A 21,832-nucleotide genomic window follows, 5' to 3' on the forward strand; every position below is an offset into this window, starting at 1 on the left:
AGTTGAGCGAAGCGTCCTTGGGGGAGAAATACACGATCCTGCGCGAAAATAACATCCTGCCGGTGGAGACGACCGAAACGATGAGCCAATCGAAAAAAGAAGAAACCGTTACCGAACGATTGATGCACTGGGACCTGGAGCATTGGGACGGCATGCCGCTCGAGCCGATTCATGCCGAAACCGTCGAAGAATACAACAAACGAAAGGGTGAGGAACATGAGTAAGCATCGTATTGTCATGGAAGAAATCATGCACGTCGTGGAGAAACGACCGGTGACGGTGGTGATTGAAGCGGAGACGGAAGAACGGGCAAAAGAACTCAGTGAACGGCTGCACCAGTATGGCATGCCAAGAGACGGCGACCCGGAATGTCCGTTTGTCCAATCGGAAGATGAATTGAAAGCCACATGGCTGGAAACGATTGAACATCCGGATGAAGACATGTACCGGGATGTGGTGAACACCGAAATCATGCGGTGGGAAGGACCGCCGACGGAACCGATGCCCCTGGAGGACGAAGACACCCGGAACGCGCAGATGGAGAAGGTGGTCTGGGATGAAAACCTGCCGACCAATCGGTTGTTGGTGCAGGCGTCGGAAGCGGTTGGCATCGACATTGACGACATCAAGCATATCAATGACATCGATCACGTGGTGCCGGAAGAATGCCTGGTGGATGTAGAAACGGCGATGAAGCATGTGCAGGTGGCGGACGGTGCCCTGCTCGGCACGAGCGACGACGTGTATGACTACAACGACAGCCGCGTCCGAGTGAGCGGCGTGTTGGTGAAAGACGAACAGAACATCCGGCGCCTGGCATTGGAACTGGTGGATGCGGACGACCCCAAGCTGGTGGTGGCGGAGTTGACGGTGCCGGACGAAAAGGCGGAACTGGGCGAAGTGCTGCTCACGCATAACCCGGAGGAAGAAGGCGGCAAGCAGTGGCTCGAAGCCCGCGACATCATTCCCAAGCAGATTGCCCGGGTAGAAATGGTGGCGGATCAGATGCTGCAGGCAGTGGTATGCCCCCGGCACTTTGGCATCACCCACCAACTGGAAGAGGAATTTCGCAAGTGGAACAACATGCAACCGCCCAAGAAACCGAATCCGTTCTTCCCGTCTCTGGATTACGAAACGAGCAAGCGGGCGTACGAGGAAGACAAGAAACCATTAAGCGGAAAGGATGAATGACGCACGAGAAAAACTAAGGGAAATACTGAAATATTTAAAAATTGAGCTACCGAAAGATTTTGATCCAAAAAATTAAATATATAAGTTCTACCAGCCCACTGGAGGACACTGAACGACAGCACAACGCTGTGGTTCAGTGTCCTCTTTTTTTGTTAGGAGGCATCTATGAAAAAGAAACCGCGGGAAAAGAAGCAGCAGCTGATGGAACGAGAAGTCAAAGAGTTGATGGGCATACACAAGCAAACATACAAACGAATCAAAGGCGGGGCACTGAGAGCAAAATAAAGGGGCGATTGGATGGCGGCAGTTAGGGGCGAAGAACAGAAAAACAAAGAAGCAGCACCATCGGTAGCACAAGTGATGGAATGGATCCAATACTACAAAGCCAACAAGAAGAGCGTGGCCATCCTTCAGGGGAAATATCAGCACGCAGTGCAAGGAAAATTGATCTCGCAATGAGGATTAGGGGCGGTGATGCCTAAACCACAGGGCGGCGGACATAGTGACCCCGTTTACGATTACGTGGAAAAGCAGGATTTTCGCAACTACCAGATCAGCAAGATGGAACGGGGCGTACGATACATTGAGCACCGCTGGCACCGCATCACGAATGATCGTCAGGCCATGGCGTTTATGCTTCGCCTGGAGGCTTATGATTATGAAGAGATAGCTGTCGTGATGGGCGTGCGAAAGTCGCGTGTTCATCAGTTGATTGAAGAGTGTGCTATGACATTAATGGGAGGCGAAATGTATGTTTGAGAAAACAATGAATTGGAGCTTTGCAATTATGGCGTTAATGATATCGGTGATGAATGGGTTTTTAGGTGTCGGGCTTGCGTGGTTGGTTAATTTGATTCCTCAAGCCGAGTTTTCCATATGGTGGGGAATGGTTCTTGCAGCTCCAATATTGCTCATTGCTATTGTCCAGCAGGTAGTATTTCGGAAAGCACAGAAAGACTTTGACTCTTTTTTCGATAGAAAATAGTTATCCACAAAAATAGTGGAAAGACTGGAAGAACGTGCAGTGAAAAAATTCCATTGATACACTGGCGGTGGTAGGGCAATCTTTAGACCGTGCGCTACACCTACAAAACCCTCCGGCGCTCTTGCGAGCGTCCTTTTTTATGAATTTATGTAAGGAATTTGCAGGGTTTCTCCCTAATGATGTGGAAGTTGGAAGAGCATCATAATTTAGGGAGGTATTCTATATGAGTGAAGCAGAACAGCAAGATAAGTACATTAGAGAATTAGTTGATGAATTAGGTAAAGACGCACATAGCGTGCACGATGCTTTAGGTGGTAGTACTTCAGCGAGTCCTCGATTTGATGATAAATATGCAGTAGCCGCCAGTTTTTTATCAATAGCGAACAACACGTATCTTGAGTTGCTGAAGTTTTATGAATTGAATCGAGAAGATCTGCTGAGACAAAGTACAGAGGAGTTGCTTGAAGAGTTTAGAGAATTTAAGCATGCTGCGAAGCGGACGATCATGGAGCACAGCGACCTTTATCAGAATAAGTTAGATGAAAAACATCGTAAAATTCACGAGAGAGTGAACAATCAATAAGCAAACCAAGCATCTGCCTTCGGGTGGGTGCTTTTTAGCAAACAGTAAACATATTGAAAAACAGCCGATATAATAAATAAACTGGCTGGTGTGTCTTGTGATTACTGAAGAAGATGTGAATGAGTTATTGCAAAAATTGGATGAGTTATTGAATAAATGTAAGAATGTAACAGGAAACCTTCTAATATGTGTAGAAATTAAGTAAGGCATTAAAATATTAGGAGGATTAATAAATGGTGTTTACATTTGAAGAGTTTGCTACTGAAACAAAACAAAGCGTTAAAGCAGGGCAAAGTAACGAATTGAAATTTATTAATTATGTTATTAAAGAAGAAAAGAACTTTCCAAATGATTATACTTTCTATCCAAAGTATATATTTACAGGAGAAGCAACTGAGGCAGAAATTTACTTTATTTATCCTGAGAAAGTAATTGTTTGTTGGTCGGAAGAAAATCAAGATTTCAAACGTAATTTTTACACAAGAAGTATATATTCAAAATTAAGAGAGTCATTTTTTACCTCAGATACAGACTCTAAATTTGCTGGAAGTTTGATTTACGATAATTTTACTTTAGATTTAGATGCATACACAGATACAAATGAAGCACATGTGCCAAAAGCTCGTGAAGCAATAGAAAGAATTAGTTCAGAATTATAATTTAATGTACTAGTACAATAACTAAAGCACTCGCTCATTAAGCGGGTGCTTTGTTTTGTCTACAGGGATTCTTCGAAGCGAACAGCTACGGCGGCTTCGTCCCTGTAGAGAGAATACAAATAATAAACTTAACCACGCTCTTCTAATTTTTGAATCAAGAATTTGATTCTTGCATCCACGTCTATATCTAAATCATTAGACAATTCATCCCTAACTTCATAAGGAGTTATGCGTTCGCGGCTTTGAATATCTTCAATTAGCATAATAGCATTGCGCGCTACTACTTTCTTATAGACCAAATATTGTTTTCCGCCTTCATCAACAATTGCAGTTTCAACCCGACTGTTTTGAAATCTAGTATCACTCATAAAAAACCACCTATAAATAATAATATTGTAAAACTATTCCATTTTAACATGAAAGGTGGTGATGGAAAGTGGCGAAGCGACAATTGACTCCCAAACAGAAGAAGTTTGCTGATGAGTACATCATCACAGGCAACGCGGAAGAGAGCGCACGACAAGCAGGTTATTCGGCTAGAGGGAACACAAGCTTTGTGCTGTTACTGGTGTAGAAATGGAAGAAGGAAGATGCAGTCAATCTATCGGGTGAATATGTATTGAAACCAGAGCTTGATGGAAATGACGGTAATAAAAAATACGGTAGATTATCTGTCGTTTTTATTGTTGTTCTTGTCAAAAATTGTGAATATAAAAGGAAAGTTAATGCTTTTCATCAAAAATTCACAGGGAGGTACAACATGAAAGTAAAAAAACCGACATCAGAACAATTAAAAATAATTGCCAACCAATATCATTTAAACTTGGAGGAGTCAGATATTGTAGCTTATCAGGATCTGATAGAAGGCACATTGGGTTCCTACGAGCGACTTAATGAATTATCAGAACCATCTCTCCCAGTTAAATATCCACGAAAACCTGGCTACCGACCTTCCGATGAAGAGAACAAGTATAATGCATGGTATTGGAAATCAGAGGTAACGGGCGAAAAAGAAGGACCGCTTGCAGGAAAGAGAGTCGTTCTCAAAGACAATGTCAGTTTGGCAGGGGTCCCGATGATGAACGGATCCGCATTGTTAGAAGGATATGTCCCAAATGAAGATGCCACGATCGTAACCGGAATATTGGAATCCGGGGGTACGATTGCGGGAAAAGCGGTCTGCGAAGATTTTTGCCTGTCGGGTGGCAGTCATACCTCTGCAACAGGCCCCGTATTAAATCCACACGATGAGAATCGATCTACCGGTGGATCTTCAAGTGGTTCCGCTGCGCTTGTTGCTTCTGGAGAAGTAGATATGGCCATCGGTGGAGATCAAGGAGGTTCAATTAGAATGCCGAGCTCCTGGTGTGGTATTTATGGATTGAAGCCCACTCATGGACTGGTACCGTATACTGGCATTATACCGATTGAACAAACGTTAGATCATACTGGGCCTATGGCTAGTAGTGTTGAAGATGTCGCTCTGCTGCTCGATGTACTTGCTGGGGAGGACGGACTGGACCCAAGATAAACCGGACTGGAAAAGAAAAATTACAGCGATGTCTTTAAAGATGAAGTGTCGTTAAAAATAGGTGTAGTCAGTGAAGGATTTGAATGGGACATTTCTGAAGAGGATGTCAGTCGAAAAGTGAGAGAGACGGCCGAATCACTGAAAGAATTTGGAGTAACTGTTGAAGAAGTATCTATTCCAATGCACTTAGATGGAATTTATATCTGGAATGGCATTGGTATTGAAGATTTGACGTCCATGACGATAAATGAAAATGGAATGGTTAAAAACTGGAAGGGTCATTACAGTACGTATTTGCTTGATTACTATGGAAAGTCAAAGAAAACAAGGGCGGATGAGTATTATGAAACGGTTAAGATGATTATGCTTCTTGGTGAGTACATGCGGACTCAGTACAAAGGGAAGTATTATGCGAAGGCACAAAATCTCGCTCGTACGTTGAAAGCGGCCTATGACAAAGCTTTTGAAGATTTCGACATTCTTGTTATGCCGACAACTCTTATGAAAGCGACGGAAATTCCTCCCGCAGACGCTGCTCGTGAAGAAGTGATCGGCAAAGCGCTAGGTATGATACAGAATACAGCGCCATTCAATATTACAGGCCATCCAGCGATGAACGTACCGTGTGGGACATCAAACAGCCTTCCAGTGGGAATGATGCTGGTTGGGAAAACTGGCATGGACGAGCAAGTTCTGCAGGCAGCCTATGCGTTTCAATCTAAACTGACATCGGTACAATCAACGCCCGTATATAATCATTTTACGAAATAGCTCTGTATGAGTTTTAAGTAGCTCACACAGGGCTTTTTTAGATTCCTCCGGCCGATTCGTTGTGCACGGGCTTCCAGCGTCCGTATAAACTAAGTGAATCAATCGTTATCATTTATTTTATCGTCTATCGTACTATAAAAGCTCAGTTCTAACACAAATTTCACAGACGTGATCTTGTTTGGAATAGATGGAATTAATACGATTGAAAATATCTTAAATAATACAAAAGTGATTTAGGAGTTTTTATGCATCTGAAAAGTACATAATCAAGCAGACTTTTGTAAGTATCTCTTCGCCGAAGCATTTTGCTCCTTCAGGCGAAATAAACTCATAAGCTTTGCGAGGATAAAAGGCTAAAAAAACAGAGAAAGCTTCTTAAGCCTTCTCTGTACGATATATTTTGAATGAAATTTGAATAAGTATTATCGAAACCACGAGTGGAGAAGACTAACCAAAAAAAGAGAACCCCGAATTGTCCTCATGCAGATCCCGGACTGAAAACAAGACGCTGCAGATTGAATGAAATAGCGCATTCAATCTCGAGAGCAAAATCCCAAAAGCTGTTCGATTAAGATTATAATTAAAGAAATCGACAAAGCCAACATCATTCGACTAGCCATGGTGGTCTTTTTTGCTGCGGTCAAATTAAAGTAGAAACTTTTTCAAGTTGAGTCTCTGCGAGACATCACCGATGCGATTGCTAGCTCGGTTGGCTCTGATTTTGTAGTATATGCAACTTACAAAAACGACTATTTATTTGGAAAAGGTAAAAAGCAAAAAGAGTTTCTACAGGAAAATAGCGTGAAGTAAATGAAAGTCTTACACTTTTGATATCGAAACCCGTATACTGGCAAACTTCCGGGTGAGTAAACAAAAATATTAAATCGTAGATGACTTATTAGATTTGTACGGGAAGTTTTTATTAGATATAATTAAATAATAAAATTTATTTATACTGAGGTAATTAAATGAGTCTAAAAGAAAAAGTGGAAAAAAATCTCAAAGCCGCCGAATTGTTAGAAAGTGAAGGATTGTACAATGCCAGCTGTAATAGGTTTTATTATCATGTATATCAAAAGTTTTTGCATTTGAACCAAGAGTATTTAGGATACAGTTATGATAAAGAAAGAGGAAGTTCACATGTAGCGCTAACAAATTATTATAAAAGTAAAATGCATAATTACGCTTTTAGTAATTTTAAAGAGAGAGCAAGGGTTAATGATTTACCTTCAACATTAAATGCTATAAAAAAGTATAGGGAAATTGCTGATTACGAAGAAGATGATATTTCGGCTAAAGATATTAATTCTCTCCGTAAAAAAGTGGCTAGATTTAATGAATTACATAATATTGTCTTAAAGAACTTAAAATAAAATATAGGAGGGATGATCATGCTAACTCATATTGCTACAGATACAGATTCAATAGTAAAAGTATTTATAGAAAAAGTGATAAATAGAGCAAATTTGTCTATTACCGATATAGCTTATTACTACGAACCGGAGTTAGATTGGTATTATATATATCATAATTTTTCTGATCGAATATTTGACGATGATGACTTTGCGGAACTTATAGGCGAATTAACTTATAATAAGCTGATTTTGAAAGGAATTAAAAACTTTAGTATCTATGAAAATATTGAAGAACTATCTAAACTAACTAAAAGCTATTTTGAAGATTCTTCAGAAGCTTTTGCGTATGAAGAAATGGGAAAAATAAATCAAACTTTAAGTGGAGAATTTAATTCTATAGAAGATTATGATATGGAAAGTTTATCTAGTTCAGAAGATGAAAAAAGTAATTAACGTTGGAGGGAATAAAGAGGGCAGATTTGAAATAAAAAAATTAAGATTAAAAAGCCTTAATTATGATGTAATTGATGAAGAAGTTTTAAATGAAAATAAAGGAAAGATAGATATACGGTTTAATATCGGTAGTACTAAAATAGTGATTATAGAAGAATAAAAACAAACACCACAAAAAAACTTCTACCCTTTCTTTGGGAGTAGAAGCAAAAGCTTATAAGGAAAAATATGTAATTGATATTGTTATGACAATAGAAGGCATCTTTTTAACTAGCAACAATGTTATAGACAAGGATGTTTATTCAATCCTTTTTTGATTAAAACGAAAGTCCTGCATAGTGCAGGACAAAACGATTAAGCAGTCACTGCTTTGTTTTTGCCGAGCTTGCGAACGACGAAAACATAATGCAGGACAGCAAAAATAATACAGATAGTAGACCAAATGTTTAAATCGGTATAGTTGCCAGCAAGCATAAAGCCGAACAATCCTGCTAACAACCAGAAGATAGCGGCTGTCATATGAGTACCTCGACTTTTCCCGCCGGCTAATGCGACAATACCGGCAACAAGCATTGCAATCGAGACCAATACACCAGCAAAACCACCAACGCCGCCGACGTTTTCTAGAGCATCACCGAGCATAGCGACTAGCGATTGAAAAAAGACAATGATCGACAAAATAATGGATAGAATACCTAGTATTAAACGCATTAGTTACCTCCAGTGAAATCAATTTCTTCTTCAACACTCTCGCCGACATCTTCAAAATCTTCATTGACGGGAGCTCCAATACGCAATGTAGCGGATTCAATTTCTTCAGCAGTAGAATTTTCCAAGATATAAATGCTATTACCTGTTTGGGTTACAGCGTCTAAAAACATTCCATCGATCGGCTCCCCAAAGAACATATCTGATTCTAACTGCTCGCCTGTATTTGTTGTAATAGTCCCTTCAGTGGCGTAGAAATCCACAGGCGCTTCTTCTGTATTTTCAGCGGTCAAATCAAATTGAATATATGAAATTTCGGCGCTCTCGCGTTCTAAAATTTCTTGATACTCACTATTTAATTCACCTTGGATAACTTTTGCTTCGTCAATGTCCAGGTTAATGGGCCCGGTTTCAACACTAGCTGCGTCATCTACCCGTTTAACTACTTCAAAGGTGCCTGCTTCATTTTCTACTGTATCACCTTCTTGATTTTCAACATCTCCGGCAGAGGCTTCTTCGGTATCAGAAGAATCGCTATTGTCGTCTGACTCTTCATTGTTGCTTTCATCAGAAGATTCTTCTCCAGATGGTTCTCCCTCGCTGGACTCCTCAGAAGAACTACTCTCTTCTCCGTCGTCAGAACTTTCTTCACTACCACAAGCGGTGGCGACTAGTGTGAGTGACGCTATCCCCGTAGCCAGCAAATACTTTTTCATGGAATATCCCTCCTATATATGTAATTTATTGAATCCATTTCATTTTAACACCAAACATTTGTGCCTACAACTTTTTTTCTGCGTCATAAGTCCTTGATTTCAATTCAAATTTTTAGATGAATTTATTATCTTTATCGGATTGTATTTTTCGCTAGGTGTACCTTGAAAAAATATCTATTTATTAAAGCCTCAGCAGCAAATATCTAATACTAGCTAGTTTTTAGTATATTTTTCTTTTCCTTCCGTTAGCAGTTAATTGATTTCAGCGGTTCGCAAAAGAAATTAAATCATTTTTTAAAGTCATATAAAAAGGAAGCTTCTAATTTTTATATGACTTTCATACCGAAATTGAATTGAGAAGTTTGCTTTCCCAGTATAAAGAGGTAGAGAGGAAGACATAAAAAAATAAGGGATGATAAAAAATGAATAAAGCACACTTGATTACGGAGAAACTGGCTCTGGAGGAAGAGTACGATAAGGGCGAGGTTCCGCACGACGAATTTACCGAACGCATTGAGGAATTGCAGGAGCAATTGGAGCAGCCAAACGTTGTAAAATAAATATAATTATAAAAAATTAGTATACTATGGTAATGTGTAAGCAGAAGGTGATAAAATGAGTAACTTTGCTTACACTAAACGCGGAAAAGCCAATGAAATTCTCATCGGAGCGTACAAGGAAATTATTAATGCGTATTACGGAGAAGAAATTTATTCGTTTGAAACCGAAGAGGAACTATTTCACAGCATTCAAACGTACCGCCAAAAAGAATATATTATTACCCGCCTAAGTGAATTGCCCATCATCGATATGATGTGGAAGAAGGAAGGAAGTGCCCGCTACAATACCGAGTAGCGGGTTTTTTTGTGTCCAATTGTAGGCTTGGTTAAATCAGTTCATCAACGCGAAAAAATTCGCCTTACATACATTAATTTTAATCATCCGAAAAGATAATTATGGGCAATGTACAAGATGGGGAAGACGAAAAATAGATTCGGCTTCTTTTTTTGAAATCTATATCGAGGTGAAAAGCATGAGCAAGTATCAGGAACTGCGGGACATTATTAAGAAAATGAGCGGACAGGATCACATAATCACGGTGCCGCGTATCTTTATCGAATTTTTGGACGGAGACTTGAATACGGCGCTGGTTTTAAACCAGCTGGTGTTTTATGCCGACAAGACCAAGCGCACTGATGGCTTCTTTTATAAAAGCTACGGTGAATGGGAGGCGGAAACAGGCTTAACCCGGCGGAAAATTAAGGGGTCGATCGATAAGCTGATCAACAAAGAACTGGTGGCCACCAAGCTGAAAAAAGCGAACGGAGCGCCGACGCTTCACTATGCGCTGGATTACGACAAAATGCTCGCTTCCATTATGACAAAATGTGCAAATCCATCCGAACAACCTGTCACTAACCCGGATTCGGACAACGTGTCGGATTCCATAACAGATGATTTGCAGTTGAATTCGACAGATGAATTAAACAGTAGTCCCCGCGCTATCGGAAGCGTTGTTCAGTTTTATGACGAAAACTTTGACGGGACGATGACAGCCTATCACCGGGAACGGCTGGAGAATTGGTGCGAGGCTCTTTCCCCGGAGATTGTGCTGCGGGCCTTGGAGATTACCATTCTTCAGGATGGCCGCAGCCTGAAATACGCTGAGCGGATCCTGAATGATTGGCATCGGTTCAGTTGTCGCACGCTTGCCGATGTGGAGAAATACGAAGAAACGAAAAAACAGCAGAAGGAGGCACGTCGATATGGACGGAACAGCCAGAGGCATTCAGGAAGTACTCGCCAGTCTCGAAAAGAAATCAGTGGAAATGAAAAGCATTCCACTCTCGGCCGCGGATGGTTCCGGGCGGGAAACTGAGCACCAATGCTCCATATGTAAAGATCGGACCGGCTGGCTGGAAAACGTGGAGGGGGTGGAGAAATGGGTCATCTGCCCATGTATTCGCGAGCGCCGGACGCAGCGGTTACTCCAATTCAGTGAAATTACCGAAAGCTTCCGCAACGTCACCTTCGGGCAGTTTCAGACCGACAACGTGGACCCGCAGGTAGCCAGTATGAAAAAAGCCGCGCTCGCCTACTACAGCAATTACCAGGATCTCCGGAAGCAGCGGGAAAACAGCATGCTGATCATGGGCGTTCCGGGCTGCGGTAAAACGCATATTCTGACGGCGCTAAGCAACAATCTGATGCAGCGCAAAAAGATTCAGGACGAAAACGGGCAGCAAAGCGTATCCGTGCAGTATTTCCCTTATGTTGAAGGGTTCAACGACCTGCGGGACGACTTTACTCTCCTGGAGCGAAAAATGAAGCGCATGAAAAAGGCGGATGTGCTGTTTATCGATGATTTGTTCAAGCCGGTGAAGCAGTGGACGAAAGACGGGTACCAGCGCATTCCGCGGGCAACCGCCTGGCAGATCGAGCAGATGTACGCAGTGATTAATCACCGGTATCTGAATCACCTGCCGATTCTCGTTTCCACGGAGCTGATTATGGAAGAGCTCGTTGATGTTGATGACGCGCTGGCGTCCCGAATCGTGCAGATGTGCAAATCCTTCCTGGTGACGATCACCGGCCCGAAGAATGACTTAAACTACCGACTCAAAGGAGTGTATTAAATGGTGCCAGCGTGTGCGATAGTGATGCAGGGAAGAAAGCTGAACGAAGTGGAAGAGCAGCTGCGAAAGGAGCGGGTGCAGCGGAATTTGGAACGCTTTAAAGAAGCAGAACGGAATTTTGAAAAGCAAAAACTGGTGGTGGAAGGGTGAAATTATGGTTCGAGAGATGATAGTTATTAAACATAAAATCGAGTTAGACCATCCAATAATTAGGGGATAGATTAATAAATAATGGGGTGGTTTCATGAAAAGAAGACTCAAGCTCACGGCAATTTACGGCGGCACGTTTTTCGTTATTAGTATTATGATGGGTTACATATTCGACGGGGAGCTGGATGAAACGTTTGTGGCGGGTCAGACTATCGCAGGAATTACGATCGGATTGTTCATAGCTCCGCATTTTCAGCAGCATTCCGGGGAGAAGACACAAAGGCTGGTGCGCATTAACAGGATTATCACCAACATGATATATATTTTTCTGGTAATCTTTGTAATCATGTTCAGCTTAAGTTTTATATCCGGTTCTATCGATTGGAGAGCTGTATCGTTCTTTGCGCTTCCTCTAATCATAGCTATAGTCATCAAACTTATTTATCGATGGCGGGTGAAGAACGTTTTGGGTAGGGGAAATTGCCGCATGCATGCGTTAAAATGAAGAACTCCCTGCAGTCATTACGGCTGCAGGGAGTTCTTGTTTTCGCTTAAATTCGCATTCGTTTAATCTGAAGTTTCGAGTTGAACATCCTCTTCCGGCTCGTTCTCAACCTCAATGTCGCTATCCTCTGCAATGTCTCCTAAAACGAGCGGTACTTCCGTGTTTGGTGCAAACCCATCGAAGCCGCCATACAAAGCTATGGTTAAACCAACCTTTAAATAACTATCCTCGGGGGCAGTGACTAAATAAGTATCTTTATCCTCTGAAGGTGCATGTATTCTGTAAACACGTTCTTCATAGGGATTAAGGTTCTCATGGGCTGAATATTCATGAGTGATCTCTCCCTCTACAACGATAGGGGCGCCTTCATGCATACCTTCATAATATGGTTCAGCCGCGTTCTTTAAATTCTCCTCAAAATCGATTTCTTCGGACGGCTGGGCAACTGATTCCTCCTGTGAAGAACTCTCCTCCGTATTTTCAGCGTTATTATTTTGTTGTGGTTCAGAGGTTGCCTGCTCGTTGTTTTCCTCATCGTCCGGGGAAGCATTCTCCCCCAAGCTACAGCCCGCTGAAAAAATGCCGAAAGAAACTCCCAGTGCGAGTAAGATAGTATTCTTTTGCATCGAACCCCTCCAGCCTGTGCTAAATATAAAAGCATTCGTTTCATTTATAATACTACTGTTTAGATTTTCATGCTTTTTGCGTGGGTTGCTGTATTTAGGGCAACTGCTTGCAGGGCAAAAAAAAGCCCTGAGAAATTTGTCAGGGCTTCTACATTCAGATATATTTGAGGACTATTCACAACCTGTGCTAGAAGGATAAATCCATAACCGGGCGCATACGGAGCCCCGGGATTTGTTGATATCATCCATGCCTTTCGCTTATTACTGAGCCTCCTGGATTACTTCAATAATTTTGCTTTCTCGGCCTCGAATTCCTTTTCAGAAAGGATACCTTTTTCTTTTAAACTTTGGAGACGCTCGACCTCGGCATATTTATCAAAAGCTGGCGCCGCCAATTTTTTATGTCCGAATTTCAGGTAAGAACCCGTCTGAAATTCGGACAGTTTACTGAATTTTTTGCGGTTACATTTGGCAATGACCGCGTGTTTAGTATTATTTTCTTTACTGATAAGAAAAAGCACAGCCGTAGACAAATCCTTTCCTGAAGTGGAGCCGGTGGCCATAGCCATTGCTCTCTGATTTCCTTCTAGAAATTTACTCAGGTTTGCATTTTCCAGCGCGTGATAGGTGCTTCTTTTGATGTTCTGGGTGCGGTCATAATCGTACAATTCAAAAAGGGTACTGGTATTTCCCGTTTCTTTAAAATAAACGTCCCCGCTTTCCAGCTGAATCAATTCAGCAGTTTTATATTTAAGGCCGACTTCTTTATGACCGTTTACGAATTCCAGTGAAACCTTTTTAGAGATTTTTCCTTCGAGAGTGCTCGAAGGAGGGGAGTGAAGTTGAATTTCTTCGATCTCCGTTCTCGTTTTTTGAGCTATAGTCTGAATAGATTGAAAATTTAACTTATTATTTGGAAAGGATAGTTGAACCCTTTCTGCATCATGGTTGAATTCAAATATAATCTTTTTCGAGTCTGTGCGTATGCCTGAAAATATTTCCCTAGAGGAAGAGTAATTAATTATTTTGGATTTTTTCAATCCCGACGAAATTACATAGATAAACCTCATGTCTGTCAAAGCGAGAAGCTTTAAATCATCCGTCATTTTAGCAGATGTACATAAAGCAATTAATGTTTCCTTCCTGTCCAGCTCTTTTGAAAGCAGTTTCGCTTCTTTTCCCAATGCTTTTGATGCGACCCTGCCATAAGGTGCCAAGGCCGTATCTATCGCTGCGTATCGAGCCACTATTATTCACCCCGGTTTTTTTGATATTTCCTTATTTATGGAGGGCGGTAATGATTTGAAATGTTCAACTTCTATGGTTAAATTTTACTATCTTAGAGGGAAAAAAGATAGTCATAAGAAACTCCGGAGAATGAGGTAAGTTCGTCCTTTTTTATGAATTAATGTAAGAAAGTAGAAGGAAATCCTCTGGAATTGGCGAAGATTATGGAGTGATACTACTATTCAAGGGGGATTGAAATGACAAAAACGATTCAAGTAGGAGACACGTATCGCGATAGGGACAGTGGAAAGGAATATAAGGTCACGAGTTTTAACGGTAATTCAGTCCTGCTCACAAAAGAAGAAATGTCATTGGCTGTGATACCAGTTATAGACGAAGAGGTTCATTTACCAGGGTTTGTAAAGATATAAGTCACTATGATAATTCAACGTGTTGGCGCTCTACCAGGAGCGCTTTTTTATGTGTCCAAAGAAAAAATGCACCTCCATTAATCTGATCCCGGCTGATTACTGGCATAAAGATCCAGTTGCCAAGCTCCCTGAAAGTGTCGTTTTCCCAGAACCCGGTCGGCCAGTAACAATGAGTAAATTAGGCTTTTGACATGAATTTCACACCTTTAAGCAAAATTAAAAACATAAAAGGTTTCCCCCTGACGATTAAAGGCTATAGGGACCACAAATAGCAGTGGGAGGGATTTAAATGAATGAGAAAGAAACAACTGCAAAAATAGAGGAACTCGAAATTGGGCTGGATCGTTCAAGTGATACGCTGGAAAACGATCACGACGTGCCAGTGAATAAAACAAAGGCGGACGGCGGGGCGTCTGTAACTTATGAATATGGGAACGGGGATAAAACCAGTGCCACGCAGGAGCAGACCAATCTTCACGTTAAATTTGACAGGGAGCAGACCGATGAATTCAACGCGAGGGCTGTTTTCCAGACGAACAGACATAACAAGGAAATTGCGGGCGGGGAAAAGCCGTTTGAAGCGTTATATTTAACAGAGACGGGCACATGGAACATCAATGCAGCTGACGGCAAAGAGTTGGAGCAGAATGATTTGGAAAAAATCATCGCCTACACCTTTCAAAGCTATTTACTGGAGTAAGTAACTCCGGTTCGAGGTGCTTCTTTGTATAGGAATAAAAAAAGACCCTGTGCGCACACAGGGCAAGCTGAGGGAATATACCTTTGCAAACTACATCGTTTCCTTCCACCAGGGAGATTAGTGTGGGAAAGTGGTATATGCTTTATATTAAAGCGCTTTCATATAAAAATCACGAGGCAATAGTCCCTTTTCATGAAATGAGACTATTCTGCTGTACAAAAAAAGCCCCGCGGGGAACACGGGGCCAGTCTCAGGAGCGGGATGAAATATCCATCCCACATGCACTTTAACGGATGAATGGTATTCACTAATGAGTCGTTGGATAGAAATAATGTCAAAAATCTTAAAAAGGTCCTAGGCCTGCTGCCAAGTGGAGCTGTTAACGATGGCTCGCTTTTTGAATGGCCTGTTCGACCTTTTCTTTAGGGACATCAAATTTGTCAGCAGTCGTTTCCACCGGGCTGTTTTCCGAATCGCTGCTTTGTTCGTACGCCGGACCTGCCCAGTAAAAGTACATCTCCAGCTGTTTTTCAGTAGGGTAGTTTTCCTCCTGCTTTGGCAGTCCTGCATTGTTAATGGATCCGTACACGGTGCTGATCTCGTGGTCGCTGTAATCGCCGGTTTCATAATCTTCTGCTGCATTGATTTCCCCGTGAGGGAAGTAATCCGTTTTTCCGTAAATGTATCCGCCATATTCCATCGCTTCTTCTGCGTCGACAAAGCTGATTGTCAGCAGGTTAAATTCTTCTTTATCTTTTACGTTCATGATCACTTCGTCACTGATGGTATCAATATCCGTTTCGTCAATCGAGGTGGGTTCCACGTCCGGAATCACATAATAATTTAAATAAACGCCATTATCGTAAGTCGTGTTTTTACCTTTGTGCAGGGTGTAGGAGGGAATGTCTGCTTCAGAAGCCTCGCCGGTCTGTTCCTTTTCATAAGCAGTGAATTCATGGCTCATGCCTTCAGATAAAACGGCGCAAGGCACCCCGTCATTATTCGCATCAAGACTGCTCGGATCATTTTCAGAGCTGAATTCATTCTCTGTCCAGTAGTCATACAGCTGTTGATCGTCTTCGAAGTCACTGCAGTTTTTTAATGCTGTCACTTCATCCGCTGCTTCGGTCTCTGTAGAAGCATCCTCTTCACTGAGGTTTTCTCCCGTATTGTTTGACGGCCCCCCGCTAAATACGGCAGTGATGATGCCGATAAGCACCAGGGTGTAAACAAGTGACGCTGTCACAAGCTTCCACCTGGTGCCTGACCGGAACCCGGGCAAACGCCGCCATTTCCTTTTTTTCTGCATGAAACTCCCCCCTGGATACATTGCCTGTACCAATGAAACTATACGCGATTTGTCTGTTTAATCCTTTTTAAGAAATTCGCTTCTTTCGATTTGAATTCGAGTTCACTGACTTTGCTTAAAACAAAATGGTATTTAGAAATTTCGCCGCTGATTTTTAAGCCCCTTAAAAAAGCATCCGCTGCCTGTCTGATTTCTGCTGTTTCCCATAAGCTTTCAAACACGATGACGTTCCGGGTAACCTGTCTTGCTTTGTCGTGTGCGGATAAGTGCGTAATTAAATCAAGCAGATCGTCATAGTTGCTGGTTTTGGTGTTGTTGATTAAATCGACACTAATCAGAAAAACGCCCACGAAGCATCCCCCCTGGAAAGAATGGGCCGGCTGATTGATGCCACTTCAATCGCCGTCCCTAAAAACCCCGTTTCCTTCAACGGGGTCAGTCCTGCTTGGCCTTTTTCATTTTCGCGTACGCTGTCCAGCCGAGGTAAATGACAATCAAAGCGGCAATCATGGAAGCCATCGTGTCCCGCCTCCCGTATTTTGTTAAGCCCATTGTACCACAGGAAAATAGAGGAGGGGGTTGTCAAATACGACTGCAGACTGCCTTTTGAACATGCAGCTGAAAATAAGAATGCAAAGGGGCGGTTACTTTGAATTACGAACCAGGCACGCGGGTGTTCAGCGAAGCGAGGCAGCAGTGGGGAGTGGTAATGCTTCAAAATCATCATAAGGGACCGGAATGGTACTACGCTAAATTTACGCCGGTCCGCTCGGGATGGCATCATGAAAGCGACCTGTGGGAGGCGGAGGAGGTGTTCGCATACTGCTGGGACCGGCACCGGGCCGGACAGATCTGACCGCGGCAATACAATTTTTTCTTAATTGGTGGTCGTTTTCCCCGATTATATGTAAAATAGATGGCGGTGCTTTAAATTTGGGAGGGATCGTTATGTACACATCTATTATCTTTTTCATCGAAGACGGGGACCGGCTGATCGTGCCGAAGTCCAACGAGACCCCGAGCGTGGATGAAATTATTGAAAAGCTTAAAAAAGGCAAAAAGCAGGATCTGAAAATGTCCGAAGCATTCAGCGAATGGTTCAACACCGAAGTGGAATGCAAAAAAGTAACAAGCGTCAGCGTCAACTTCATTTAACAGCGAGCATCTGCCTGCGGGCGGATGCTTTTTTTATGGTTTTTGACAATTGATTAAAAAAATTTCGGCCGGTGGTTGTAAAAAAGAACGTTCAGGTTCCTTTACTGTGTAGGACGGCAAAAAGCCGGCACCTATTCGCTTCAGGAAAGGATGATGAGCATTGGCACAAACATTGGGGCACCAGCTGATTACGTACGGGGAGGATCATCTCGGCACGCCGTATGAATTCGGCGGCGACGGCACGGACACCTTTGACTGCAGCGGCTTTGTCCGCTACGTGATTGAGTATGTAACCGGCGAGATTATTCCGCGGACTGCAGCCAGTCAATCGGAAACAGGGACAGAGGTTGCGGAGGAAGATCTCCGCACCGGCGATCTGCTGTTCTGGAAGGACACCCGCTCGGAGGATCTGAACCATAACGAAGTGACCCATGTCGGCTTCTACGTGGACAAAGAGACGTTTTTAGGCGCACAGGCATCCACCGGGGTGGCGTTCGCCGATTCGACGCGCGACTACTGGCAGACCCGCTACGTCGGGGCACGGCGTGTCATCGACAGTACAGCAGATCCGCTCACTAATATAGGCGGAAAGGGAGATCTGCTCCGGGTGATCGCAAGCCAGGTGAATTACCGCAGCGAACCCTCCTGGGACAGCGAAGCCGTTGCGGGTAAAGTCACTGAGGGACAGGCGTTTACGATTGAGCGCCGCGTGCCGATGGAGGAACGCTCGGATCTGTTTGAGCTCCTTTCCGGCACGTATATTACGACGCATGAAAATTATGTGGAAGTGGTGCCGCAGGGATAAGGGCATTACGCTCCCATGAATAGAAAGCAGGCCCGGCGTACACTGCCAGGGCCTGCTTTTATTTTTATTCTGTTTACGTTTCGCAGCCGACGCCGTCCCCGTCACGGTCGAGGTGGCCGCCGTAGCCCGGGTCGCCTTCTCGGACCGGGTCAGCTCCGGCTTCGCGGGCAGCGTCGCAGTTTTCATAATACACGTCATCAGAGGAGTCTTCGCTGTCGGAAGAGTCAGAGTCTTCCGAAGAACCGGAATCCCCGGAGGACTCCTCCGGTTCCTCGTCCTGCTCCACGTAGCCGTCGTCGGTCACATAATCCTCCAGCGACCAGATGCCGATGCCGGCCGACCGGGCTTCTTCCTCCGCGGCTTCAAATTCATCGAGATACTCTGTGTTCGGCGGATAGACGGATACCCGGGCGAGGCCTTCCTCAATCAGCTGCTGGTTGAAGTTTTCCCCATCAACGAACACGTAGGCAAGCAGCCGGTCGTAATAGTCCCGTTCTTCGACGCCGAGTTCGAGCCGTACGTCTTCGCCGTCCAGCTCACTTGTCGTGAATTCTGTAGCCTCCGGGCCGAACGGCTGCACGCCCATCTGCGGGTGCTTGGTCTCCGGGGTGTCGACGAGAATGAGGCGGATGCGCTCCTCGCCGCCTTCGTAGTCCACATCGATTGTATCGCCGTCGACAACGTTGGTTACTGTCGCGTTGGTGTCGTCGGCATCGGAGTCAGAATCGGACGACGTGTCTGCCGATGCTTTTTCCCCGGTGCTGCCGCTGTCTTCCTCTGACGCAGTGTCGCTGTCGTCAGAGGAATTCCCGGTAGACGCTTCTTCGCTGTCGCTGGCATCTTCCTCACTCGAAGTGTCTTCCTGCTGTTCTTCCCTCGTTTCGTCGTTTTCACTGTCGGAAGATTCCTCGTCTTCAGTGCTTTCGTTATGTTCTTCTGTCTGCTCTTCCGAGTCCGTGGCGCTTTCTTCTTCTGATGCTTGGTCGCTCGTCTGTTCTTCCGCGGCGTCACCGCCGCTTTCCTGGCCGGGCTCTTCACTGCATGCAGTCAGAAAGAGCGTGAGTGCCAGGGTGGAGGACAAAAGCCTGACTGGTTTTTTCAATAGAATCACCCCGATGCATAATTGGTTAGCACATAGATAGGAAATAGATGGACGTAATCTATGTAAAAAGTAGTGGTTATTAGAGTTATTAACAGTGTACAAGAAAGCATGTGAAAAGAAAATAACCAATCCGGCAGTGTTTCTCGTCGTCTGTCAGCAACTGAATATAACTACAATAAAAAGTATACATTTTAATGATATTTTTCCGTGAGGCCAAAAGTAAACAAAAAGAACCCTGCGCTTCTGCAGCGCAGGGTCCGGCATCAATGTTATTTCGGGAGATAGTCGTTTCGGATAATCAACACGTCGCAGGCGGCCCGCCGTACAATTCCCTCCGACACGCTGCCGAGAAAGAGGCGCTCGGCGCGTCCCATACCGGAGGAGCCGGCCACAATCAGATCCGTTTCGAATTTTTTGGCTGCCTCGGTCGGAATCACTACTTTCGGTGCTCCGTATTCGACGGAAAAATCAATGGCCGATATATCTTCTGCGGCGCTCAAATTCCGGTATTCCTCAAGCAGTTCCTTTCCGCGTTCCCTGTACATCTGGATAATATCCTCGGTATGGTATTCGGCCGAGGAAATAAACGGTGTATTAAGCACATATACGACATGTACCCGGCTTTTCTCCCGTTTGGCAATGTCAAGGCCGGCATACAAAGCGCTCGTGGAAACCTCGGAGCCGTCGACAGCGATTAAAACAGAGCTGTACGGCTTTGGCGGCTCTTCGTTTTTGACAATCCAGACATCACAGGAGGCGTGGCGGACGATGCTTGCGGCAACGCTTCCAAAAATTCTTTTTTCAAACGTACCGGCCCCGGAGCCCCCGGACAGGATCAGATCGGCTCCAAATTCATGGGCAATTTCGCCGGGAATTAATGCTTTGGGAGGCCCTTCCTTCATAAACGTCAGCACTTTTTTTACGCCCTGGTCTTCAGCATTTTTTTTGGCCCGATTCAAAATGTCGGTACCAATGTGCTCGGACGCGCTTAAAAGATCCGGAGACTCCTGGCGGAGCTCGCGGATATTGTGATAATCGATAATATAGCAGAAAGCAAGCGCACTTCCATAAGTGAGTGCGGTTTCAATCCCTTTTTGAAGCGCGTATTCGGCTTCATCCGAACCGTCGAGAGCGACGAGGATGCGTTCATAGTGCAGCGTCATGGCAATCAATCCTTTCTGGCTTTTGGTGGTGTATCTATAGTTTACCGTATTTTTTCCTCCGGACGTGTGAGGAACCTCACATCCAACTGGGACTTTTCTATTTATACTGTCTCCATAAGCAGTTAAAAGTGAAAACTATTACAGCCTGAAGGGGGCTGCGAAAATACAGCACAAAGGAGTTTCGGTATGATGGATGGATTAAAGCAGATTGTCTGGAAGGAAATGTTGAACGAATGCGGCCAGGCGATTCCGCAAACCTTGCCGGAATTAAACAGTAAAGCGGAAGACAATCCGGAAATCGCCTGCCTGATGCCCTTTTACGTGTACTACTTTCATACGTATGAATGGCAGGAATACTCGTTAATGACAGAGCATGCGCTTCCGGGGACGCTGAACCACGCTGCCTTTATAGCACTAGACACCCCGTCGCTGCAGGCCTCGGCGCAAATGAAACGGTACTTTTACGGGCTTTCTTTCATCAGCAGGATACCGGAAGAAGGAGAGACGGCGTTTACTCTGGAGGAATGGACACTGCATGTATTCCGGAAATACTATTACTTAACGACAAAAGCAGCCCTCCCGGCAGGGGACGCGAACGTAAAACAGAGGCGCTCCGGCACCTGGACCTTTCGGGTCATGTAGGCACTGACGGCAAAAATGAGAACGTTTGCGAAGAAGCGCACAAGTAATAAAGGGGGACTGCTTGAATATGCAGAAGCACCACTACGGATATGCCGGGAAAAGCACGGCAGAAGCGCGAGAAGAAGAGTATATACGGTTTGTATACATTTTTGACGAGCCTGACCGGCGGGAGGAAGTGCTCTACATCGGTACGAGGGAAAACGTTCGACAGTGTGCCCGGGTGGATCTTTTAAATATCGAACTCGAACTTGCGGACGCTGTCACGGTGGGAGACCGGACGTTTAAAATTGTCGGAATTGAACGGGTGCCTCCGTTTGAAACGGTACAGCGGACGTACCGGGGCGGCATGGTAACGTATTATTTTTCGGAAGCGGGTCTGCCGCCATCCTGAAAGCTGAAAACACAACAGAAAATAAAACATACAGAGGA

32 protein-coding genes and 1 pseudogene are annotated in these 21,832 nt (G+C 44.1%); 24 read left to right on the plus strand and 9 right to left on the minus strand.

The genetic code is table 11. The features are described 5' to 3' along the window. The first annotated feature begins 2 nt into the window (after positions 1–2). The 7 genes from BLV22_RS02280 to BLV22_RS02305 all read left to right on the plus strand — a co-directional run bounded on the left by BLV22_RS02280 (position 3) and on the right by BLV22_RS02305 (position 3,418). Positions 3–224, plus strand: a complete 222-nt coding sequence (locus tag BLV22_RS02280; protein ID WP_091610720.1) for a hypothetical protein — start codon at positions 3–5, stop codon at positions 222–224. Then, complete coding sequence (locus BLV22_RS02285) at positions 217–1,191, plus strand: hypothetical protein (protein ID WP_091610723.1); 975 nt, start codon at positions 217–219, stop codon at positions 1,189–1,191. Before BLV22_RS02280 ends, BLV22_RS02285 begins: the two co-directional genes overlap by 8 nt. Before the next feature lie 297 nt (positions 1,192–1,488). Further along, complete coding sequence (locus BLV22_RS14935; RefSeq protein ID WP_176967611.1) at positions 1,489–1,650, plus strand: hypothetical protein; 162 nt, start codon at positions 1,489–1,491, stop codon at positions 1,648–1,650. A gap of 15 nt (positions 1,651–1,665) precedes the next feature. Then, positions 1,666–1,950 (plus strand): sigma factor-like helix-turn-helix DNA-binding protein, encoded by a 285-nt coding sequence (locus BLV22_RS02290; protein WP_091610726.1) that lies wholly within the window; start codon positions 1,666–1,668, stop codon positions 1,948–1,950. Then, positions 1,943–2,176 carry a hypothetical protein gene (locus BLV22_RS02295; RefSeq protein WP_091610728.1) on the plus strand — a complete coding sequence of 78 codons (234 nt, stop codon included), beginning with the start codon at positions 1,943–1,945 and terminating at the stop codon, positions 2,174–2,176. Before BLV22_RS02290 ends, BLV22_RS02295 begins: the two co-directional genes overlap by 8 nt. A gap of 223 nt (positions 2,177–2,399) precedes the next feature. After that, positions 2,400–2,759, plus strand: a complete 360-nt coding sequence (locus tag BLV22_RS02300; RefSeq protein ID WP_091610731.1) for a hypothetical protein — start codon at positions 2,400–2,402, stop codon at positions 2,757–2,759. Between the two features lie 233 nt (positions 2,760–2,992). Further along, complete coding sequence (locus tag BLV22_RS02305) at positions 2,993–3,418, plus strand: hypothetical protein (protein ID WP_091610733.1); 426 nt, start codon at positions 2,993–2,995, stop codon at positions 3,416–3,418. 128 nt (positions 3,419–3,546) lie between these two features. Here BLV22_RS02305 and BLV22_RS02310 read toward each other — a convergent pair whose 3' ends face one another. Further along, the gene (locus tag BLV22_RS02310; RefSeq protein ID WP_091610736.1) at positions 3,547–3,786 is read right to left on the minus strand and encodes a hypothetical protein; all 240 of its coding nucleotides are present in this window, start codon (positions 3,784–3,786) and stop codon (positions 3,547–3,549) included. Positions 3,787–3,854: 68 nt separating this feature from the next. On the opposite strand from BLV22_RS02310, the gene BLV22_RS02315 reads away from it, so the two are divergent. The 4 genes and pseudogenes from BLV22_RS02315 (at position 3,855) to BLV22_RS02330 (ending at position 7,528) form a co-directional block, all read left to right on the plus strand. Beyond that, positions 3,855–3,992, plus strand: a complete 138-nt coding sequence (locus BLV22_RS02315) for a terminase small subunit (protein WP_091610738.1) — start codon at positions 3,855–3,857, stop codon at positions 3,990–3,992. Positions 3,993–4,178: 186 nt separating this feature from the next. Further along, positions 4,179–5,720, plus strand: a pseudogene (locus tag BLV22_RS02320) (amidase). Between the two features lie 968 nt (positions 5,721–6,688). After that, positions 6,689–7,093: a hypothetical protein gene (locus tag BLV22_RS02325; RefSeq protein WP_091610741.1), complete on the plus strand. Its 405-nt coding sequence runs from the start codon at positions 6,689–6,691 to the stop codon at positions 7,091–7,093. A gap of 18 nt (positions 7,094–7,111) precedes the next feature. Further along, positions 7,112–7,528 carry a hypothetical protein gene (locus tag BLV22_RS02330; RefSeq protein WP_091610744.1) on the plus strand — a complete coding sequence of 139 codons (417 nt, stop codon included), beginning with the start codon at positions 7,112–7,114 and terminating at the stop codon, positions 7,526–7,528. Positions 7,529–7,882: 354 nt separating this feature from the next. On the opposite strand, the gene BLV22_RS02335 is transcribed toward BLV22_RS02330, so the two are convergent. Both BLV22_RS02335 and BLV22_RS02340 read right to left on the minus strand, forming a co-directional pair. Then, positions 7,883–8,239, minus strand: coding sequence for a hypothetical protein (locus BLV22_RS02335; protein WP_091610746.1), 357 nt, complete (start codon positions 8,237–8,239; stop codon positions 7,883–7,885). Further along, complete coding sequence (locus tag BLV22_RS02340) at positions 8,239–8,952, minus strand: hypothetical protein (RefSeq protein ID WP_091610749.1); 714 nt, start codon at positions 8,950–8,952, stop codon at positions 8,239–8,241. Before BLV22_RS02340 ends, BLV22_RS02335 begins: the two co-directional genes overlap by 1 nt. Before the next feature lie 422 nt (positions 8,953–9,374). On the opposite strand from BLV22_RS02340, the gene BLV22_RS14940 reads away from it, so the two are divergent. The 6 genes from BLV22_RS14940 (at position 9,375) to BLV22_RS02360 (ending at position 12,243) form a co-directional block, all read left to right on the plus strand. Further along, positions 9,375–9,512 carry a hypothetical protein gene (locus BLV22_RS14940; RefSeq protein WP_176967612.1) on the plus strand — a complete coding sequence of 46 codons (138 nt, stop codon included), beginning with the start codon at positions 9,375–9,377 and terminating at the stop codon, positions 9,510–9,512. Between the two features lie 55 nt (positions 9,513–9,567). Next, on the plus strand, positions 9,568–9,807 hold the full coding sequence (locus BLV22_RS02345; protein ID WP_091610752.1) for a hypothetical protein: 240 nt from the start codon (positions 9,568–9,570) through the stop codon (positions 9,805–9,807). Between the two features lie 178 nt (positions 9,808–9,985). After that, positions 9,986–10,831, plus strand: coding sequence for a DnaD domain-containing protein (locus BLV22_RS02350; RefSeq protein WP_091610756.1), 846 nt, complete (start codon positions 9,986–9,988; stop codon positions 10,829–10,831). Beyond that, entirely contained in the window at positions 10,719–11,588 is an 870-nt protein-coding gene (locus BLV22_RS02355; RefSeq protein ID WP_245723994.1) for an AAA family ATPase, read from the plus strand. The genes BLV22_RS02350 and BLV22_RS02355 overlap by 113 nt, the downstream gene beginning before the upstream one ends. Beyond that, entirely contained in the window at positions 11,589–11,738 is a 150-nt protein-coding gene (locus tag BLV22_RS14945) for a hypothetical protein (protein ID WP_176967613.1), read from the plus strand. Between the two features lie 94 nt (positions 11,739–11,832). Continuing rightward, entirely contained in the window at positions 11,833–12,243 is a 411-nt protein-coding gene (locus BLV22_RS02360) for a hypothetical protein (protein WP_091610761.1), read from the plus strand. A 62-nt stretch (positions 12,244–12,305) separates the two neighbouring features. On the opposite strand, the gene BLV22_RS02365 is transcribed toward BLV22_RS02360, so the two are convergent. Both BLV22_RS02365 and BLV22_RS02375 read right to left on the minus strand, forming a co-directional pair. Then, a complete protein-coding gene (locus tag BLV22_RS02365; RefSeq protein WP_091610764.1) occupies positions 12,306–12,869 on the minus strand; it encodes a hypothetical protein in 564 nt (187 codons plus the stop codon). 278 nt (positions 12,870–13,147) lie between these two features. Next, on the minus strand, positions 13,148–14,116 hold the full coding sequence (locus tag BLV22_RS02375; RefSeq protein ID WP_143030945.1) for an SHOCT domain-containing protein: 969 nt from the start codon (positions 14,114–14,116) through the stop codon (positions 13,148–13,150). A 237-nt stretch (positions 14,117–14,353) separates the two neighbouring features. Between BLV22_RS02375 and BLV22_RS14950 the strand changes: the two genes are divergently transcribed. Next, complete coding sequence (locus BLV22_RS14950; protein ID WP_176967614.1) at positions 14,354–14,527, plus strand: hypothetical protein; 174 nt, start codon at positions 14,354–14,356, stop codon at positions 14,525–14,527. 289 nt (positions 14,528–14,816) lie between these two features. Continuing rightward, a complete protein-coding gene (locus BLV22_RS02380) occupies positions 14,817–15,227 on the plus strand; it encodes a hypothetical protein (RefSeq protein ID WP_091610772.1) in 411 nt (136 codons plus the stop codon). Positions 15,228–15,606: 379 nt separating this feature from the next. On the opposite strand, the gene BLV22_RS02385 is transcribed toward BLV22_RS02380, so the two are convergent. Both BLV22_RS02385 and BLV22_RS02390 read right to left on the minus strand, forming a co-directional pair. Next, positions 15,607–16,536 carry a hypothetical protein gene (locus BLV22_RS02385; protein WP_091610775.1) on the minus strand — a complete coding sequence of 310 codons (930 nt, stop codon included), beginning with the start codon at positions 16,534–16,536 and terminating at the stop codon, positions 15,607–15,609. Between the two features lie 38 nt (positions 16,537–16,574). After that, positions 16,575–16,886 (minus strand): hypothetical protein, encoded by a 312-nt coding sequence (locus BLV22_RS02390; RefSeq protein ID WP_091610776.1) that lies wholly within the window; start codon positions 16,884–16,886, stop codon positions 16,575–16,577. A gap of 299 nt (positions 16,887–17,185) precedes the next feature. Between BLV22_RS02390 and BLV22_RS02395 the strand changes: the two genes are divergently transcribed. The 3 genes from BLV22_RS02395 to BLV22_RS02405 all read left to right on the plus strand — a co-directional run bounded on the left by BLV22_RS02395 (position 17,186) and on the right by BLV22_RS02405 (position 18,496). Continuing rightward, positions 17,186–17,392, plus strand: a complete 207-nt coding sequence (locus BLV22_RS02395) for a hypothetical protein (RefSeq protein ID WP_091610779.1) — start codon at positions 17,186–17,188, stop codon at positions 17,390–17,392. Positions 17,393–17,484: 92 nt separating this feature from the next. After that, a complete protein-coding gene (locus tag BLV22_RS02400) occupies positions 17,485–17,691 on the plus strand; it encodes a hypothetical protein (protein ID WP_079476428.1) in 207 nt (68 codons plus the stop codon). A 160-nt stretch (positions 17,692–17,851) separates the two neighbouring features. Further along, the gene (locus tag BLV22_RS02405) at positions 17,852–18,496 is read left to right on the plus strand and encodes a C40 family peptidase (RefSeq protein ID WP_091610781.1); all 645 of its coding nucleotides are present in this window, start codon (positions 17,852–17,854) and stop codon (positions 18,494–18,496) included. A 73-nt stretch (positions 18,497–18,569) separates the two neighbouring features. On the opposite strand, the gene BLV22_RS02410 is transcribed toward BLV22_RS02405, so the two are convergent. Further along, the gene (locus BLV22_RS02410; protein ID WP_091610784.1) at positions 18,570–19,598 is read right to left on the minus strand and encodes a thermonuclease family protein; all 1,029 of its coding nucleotides are present in this window, start codon (positions 19,596–19,598) and stop codon (positions 18,570–18,572) included. Between the two features lie 269 nt (positions 19,599–19,867). Continuing rightward, a complete protein-coding gene (locus BLV22_RS02415) occupies positions 19,868–20,761 on the minus strand; it encodes a universal stress protein (protein ID WP_091610787.1) in 894 nt (297 codons plus the stop codon). A gap of 186 nt (positions 20,762–20,947) precedes the next feature. Between BLV22_RS02415 and BLV22_RS02420 the strand changes: the two genes are divergently transcribed. Then, positions 20,948–21,403, plus strand: coding sequence for a hypothetical protein (locus tag BLV22_RS02420; RefSeq protein ID WP_091610790.1), 456 nt, complete (start codon positions 20,948–20,950; stop codon positions 21,401–21,403). A 61-nt stretch (positions 21,404–21,464) separates the two neighbouring features. Next, a complete protein-coding gene (locus BLV22_RS02425; protein WP_143030946.1) occupies positions 21,465–21,794 on the plus strand; it encodes a hypothetical protein in 330 nt (109 codons plus the stop codon). The last annotated feature ends 38 nt before the right edge of the window (positions 21,795–21,832 follow it).

Origin of the sequence: Marinococcus luteus (assembly GCF_900106595.1) — a bacterium.
In the GTDB taxonomy this organism is placed as follows: Bacteria; Bacillota; Bacilli; order Bacillales; family Marinococcaceae; genus Marinococcus; species Marinococcus luteus.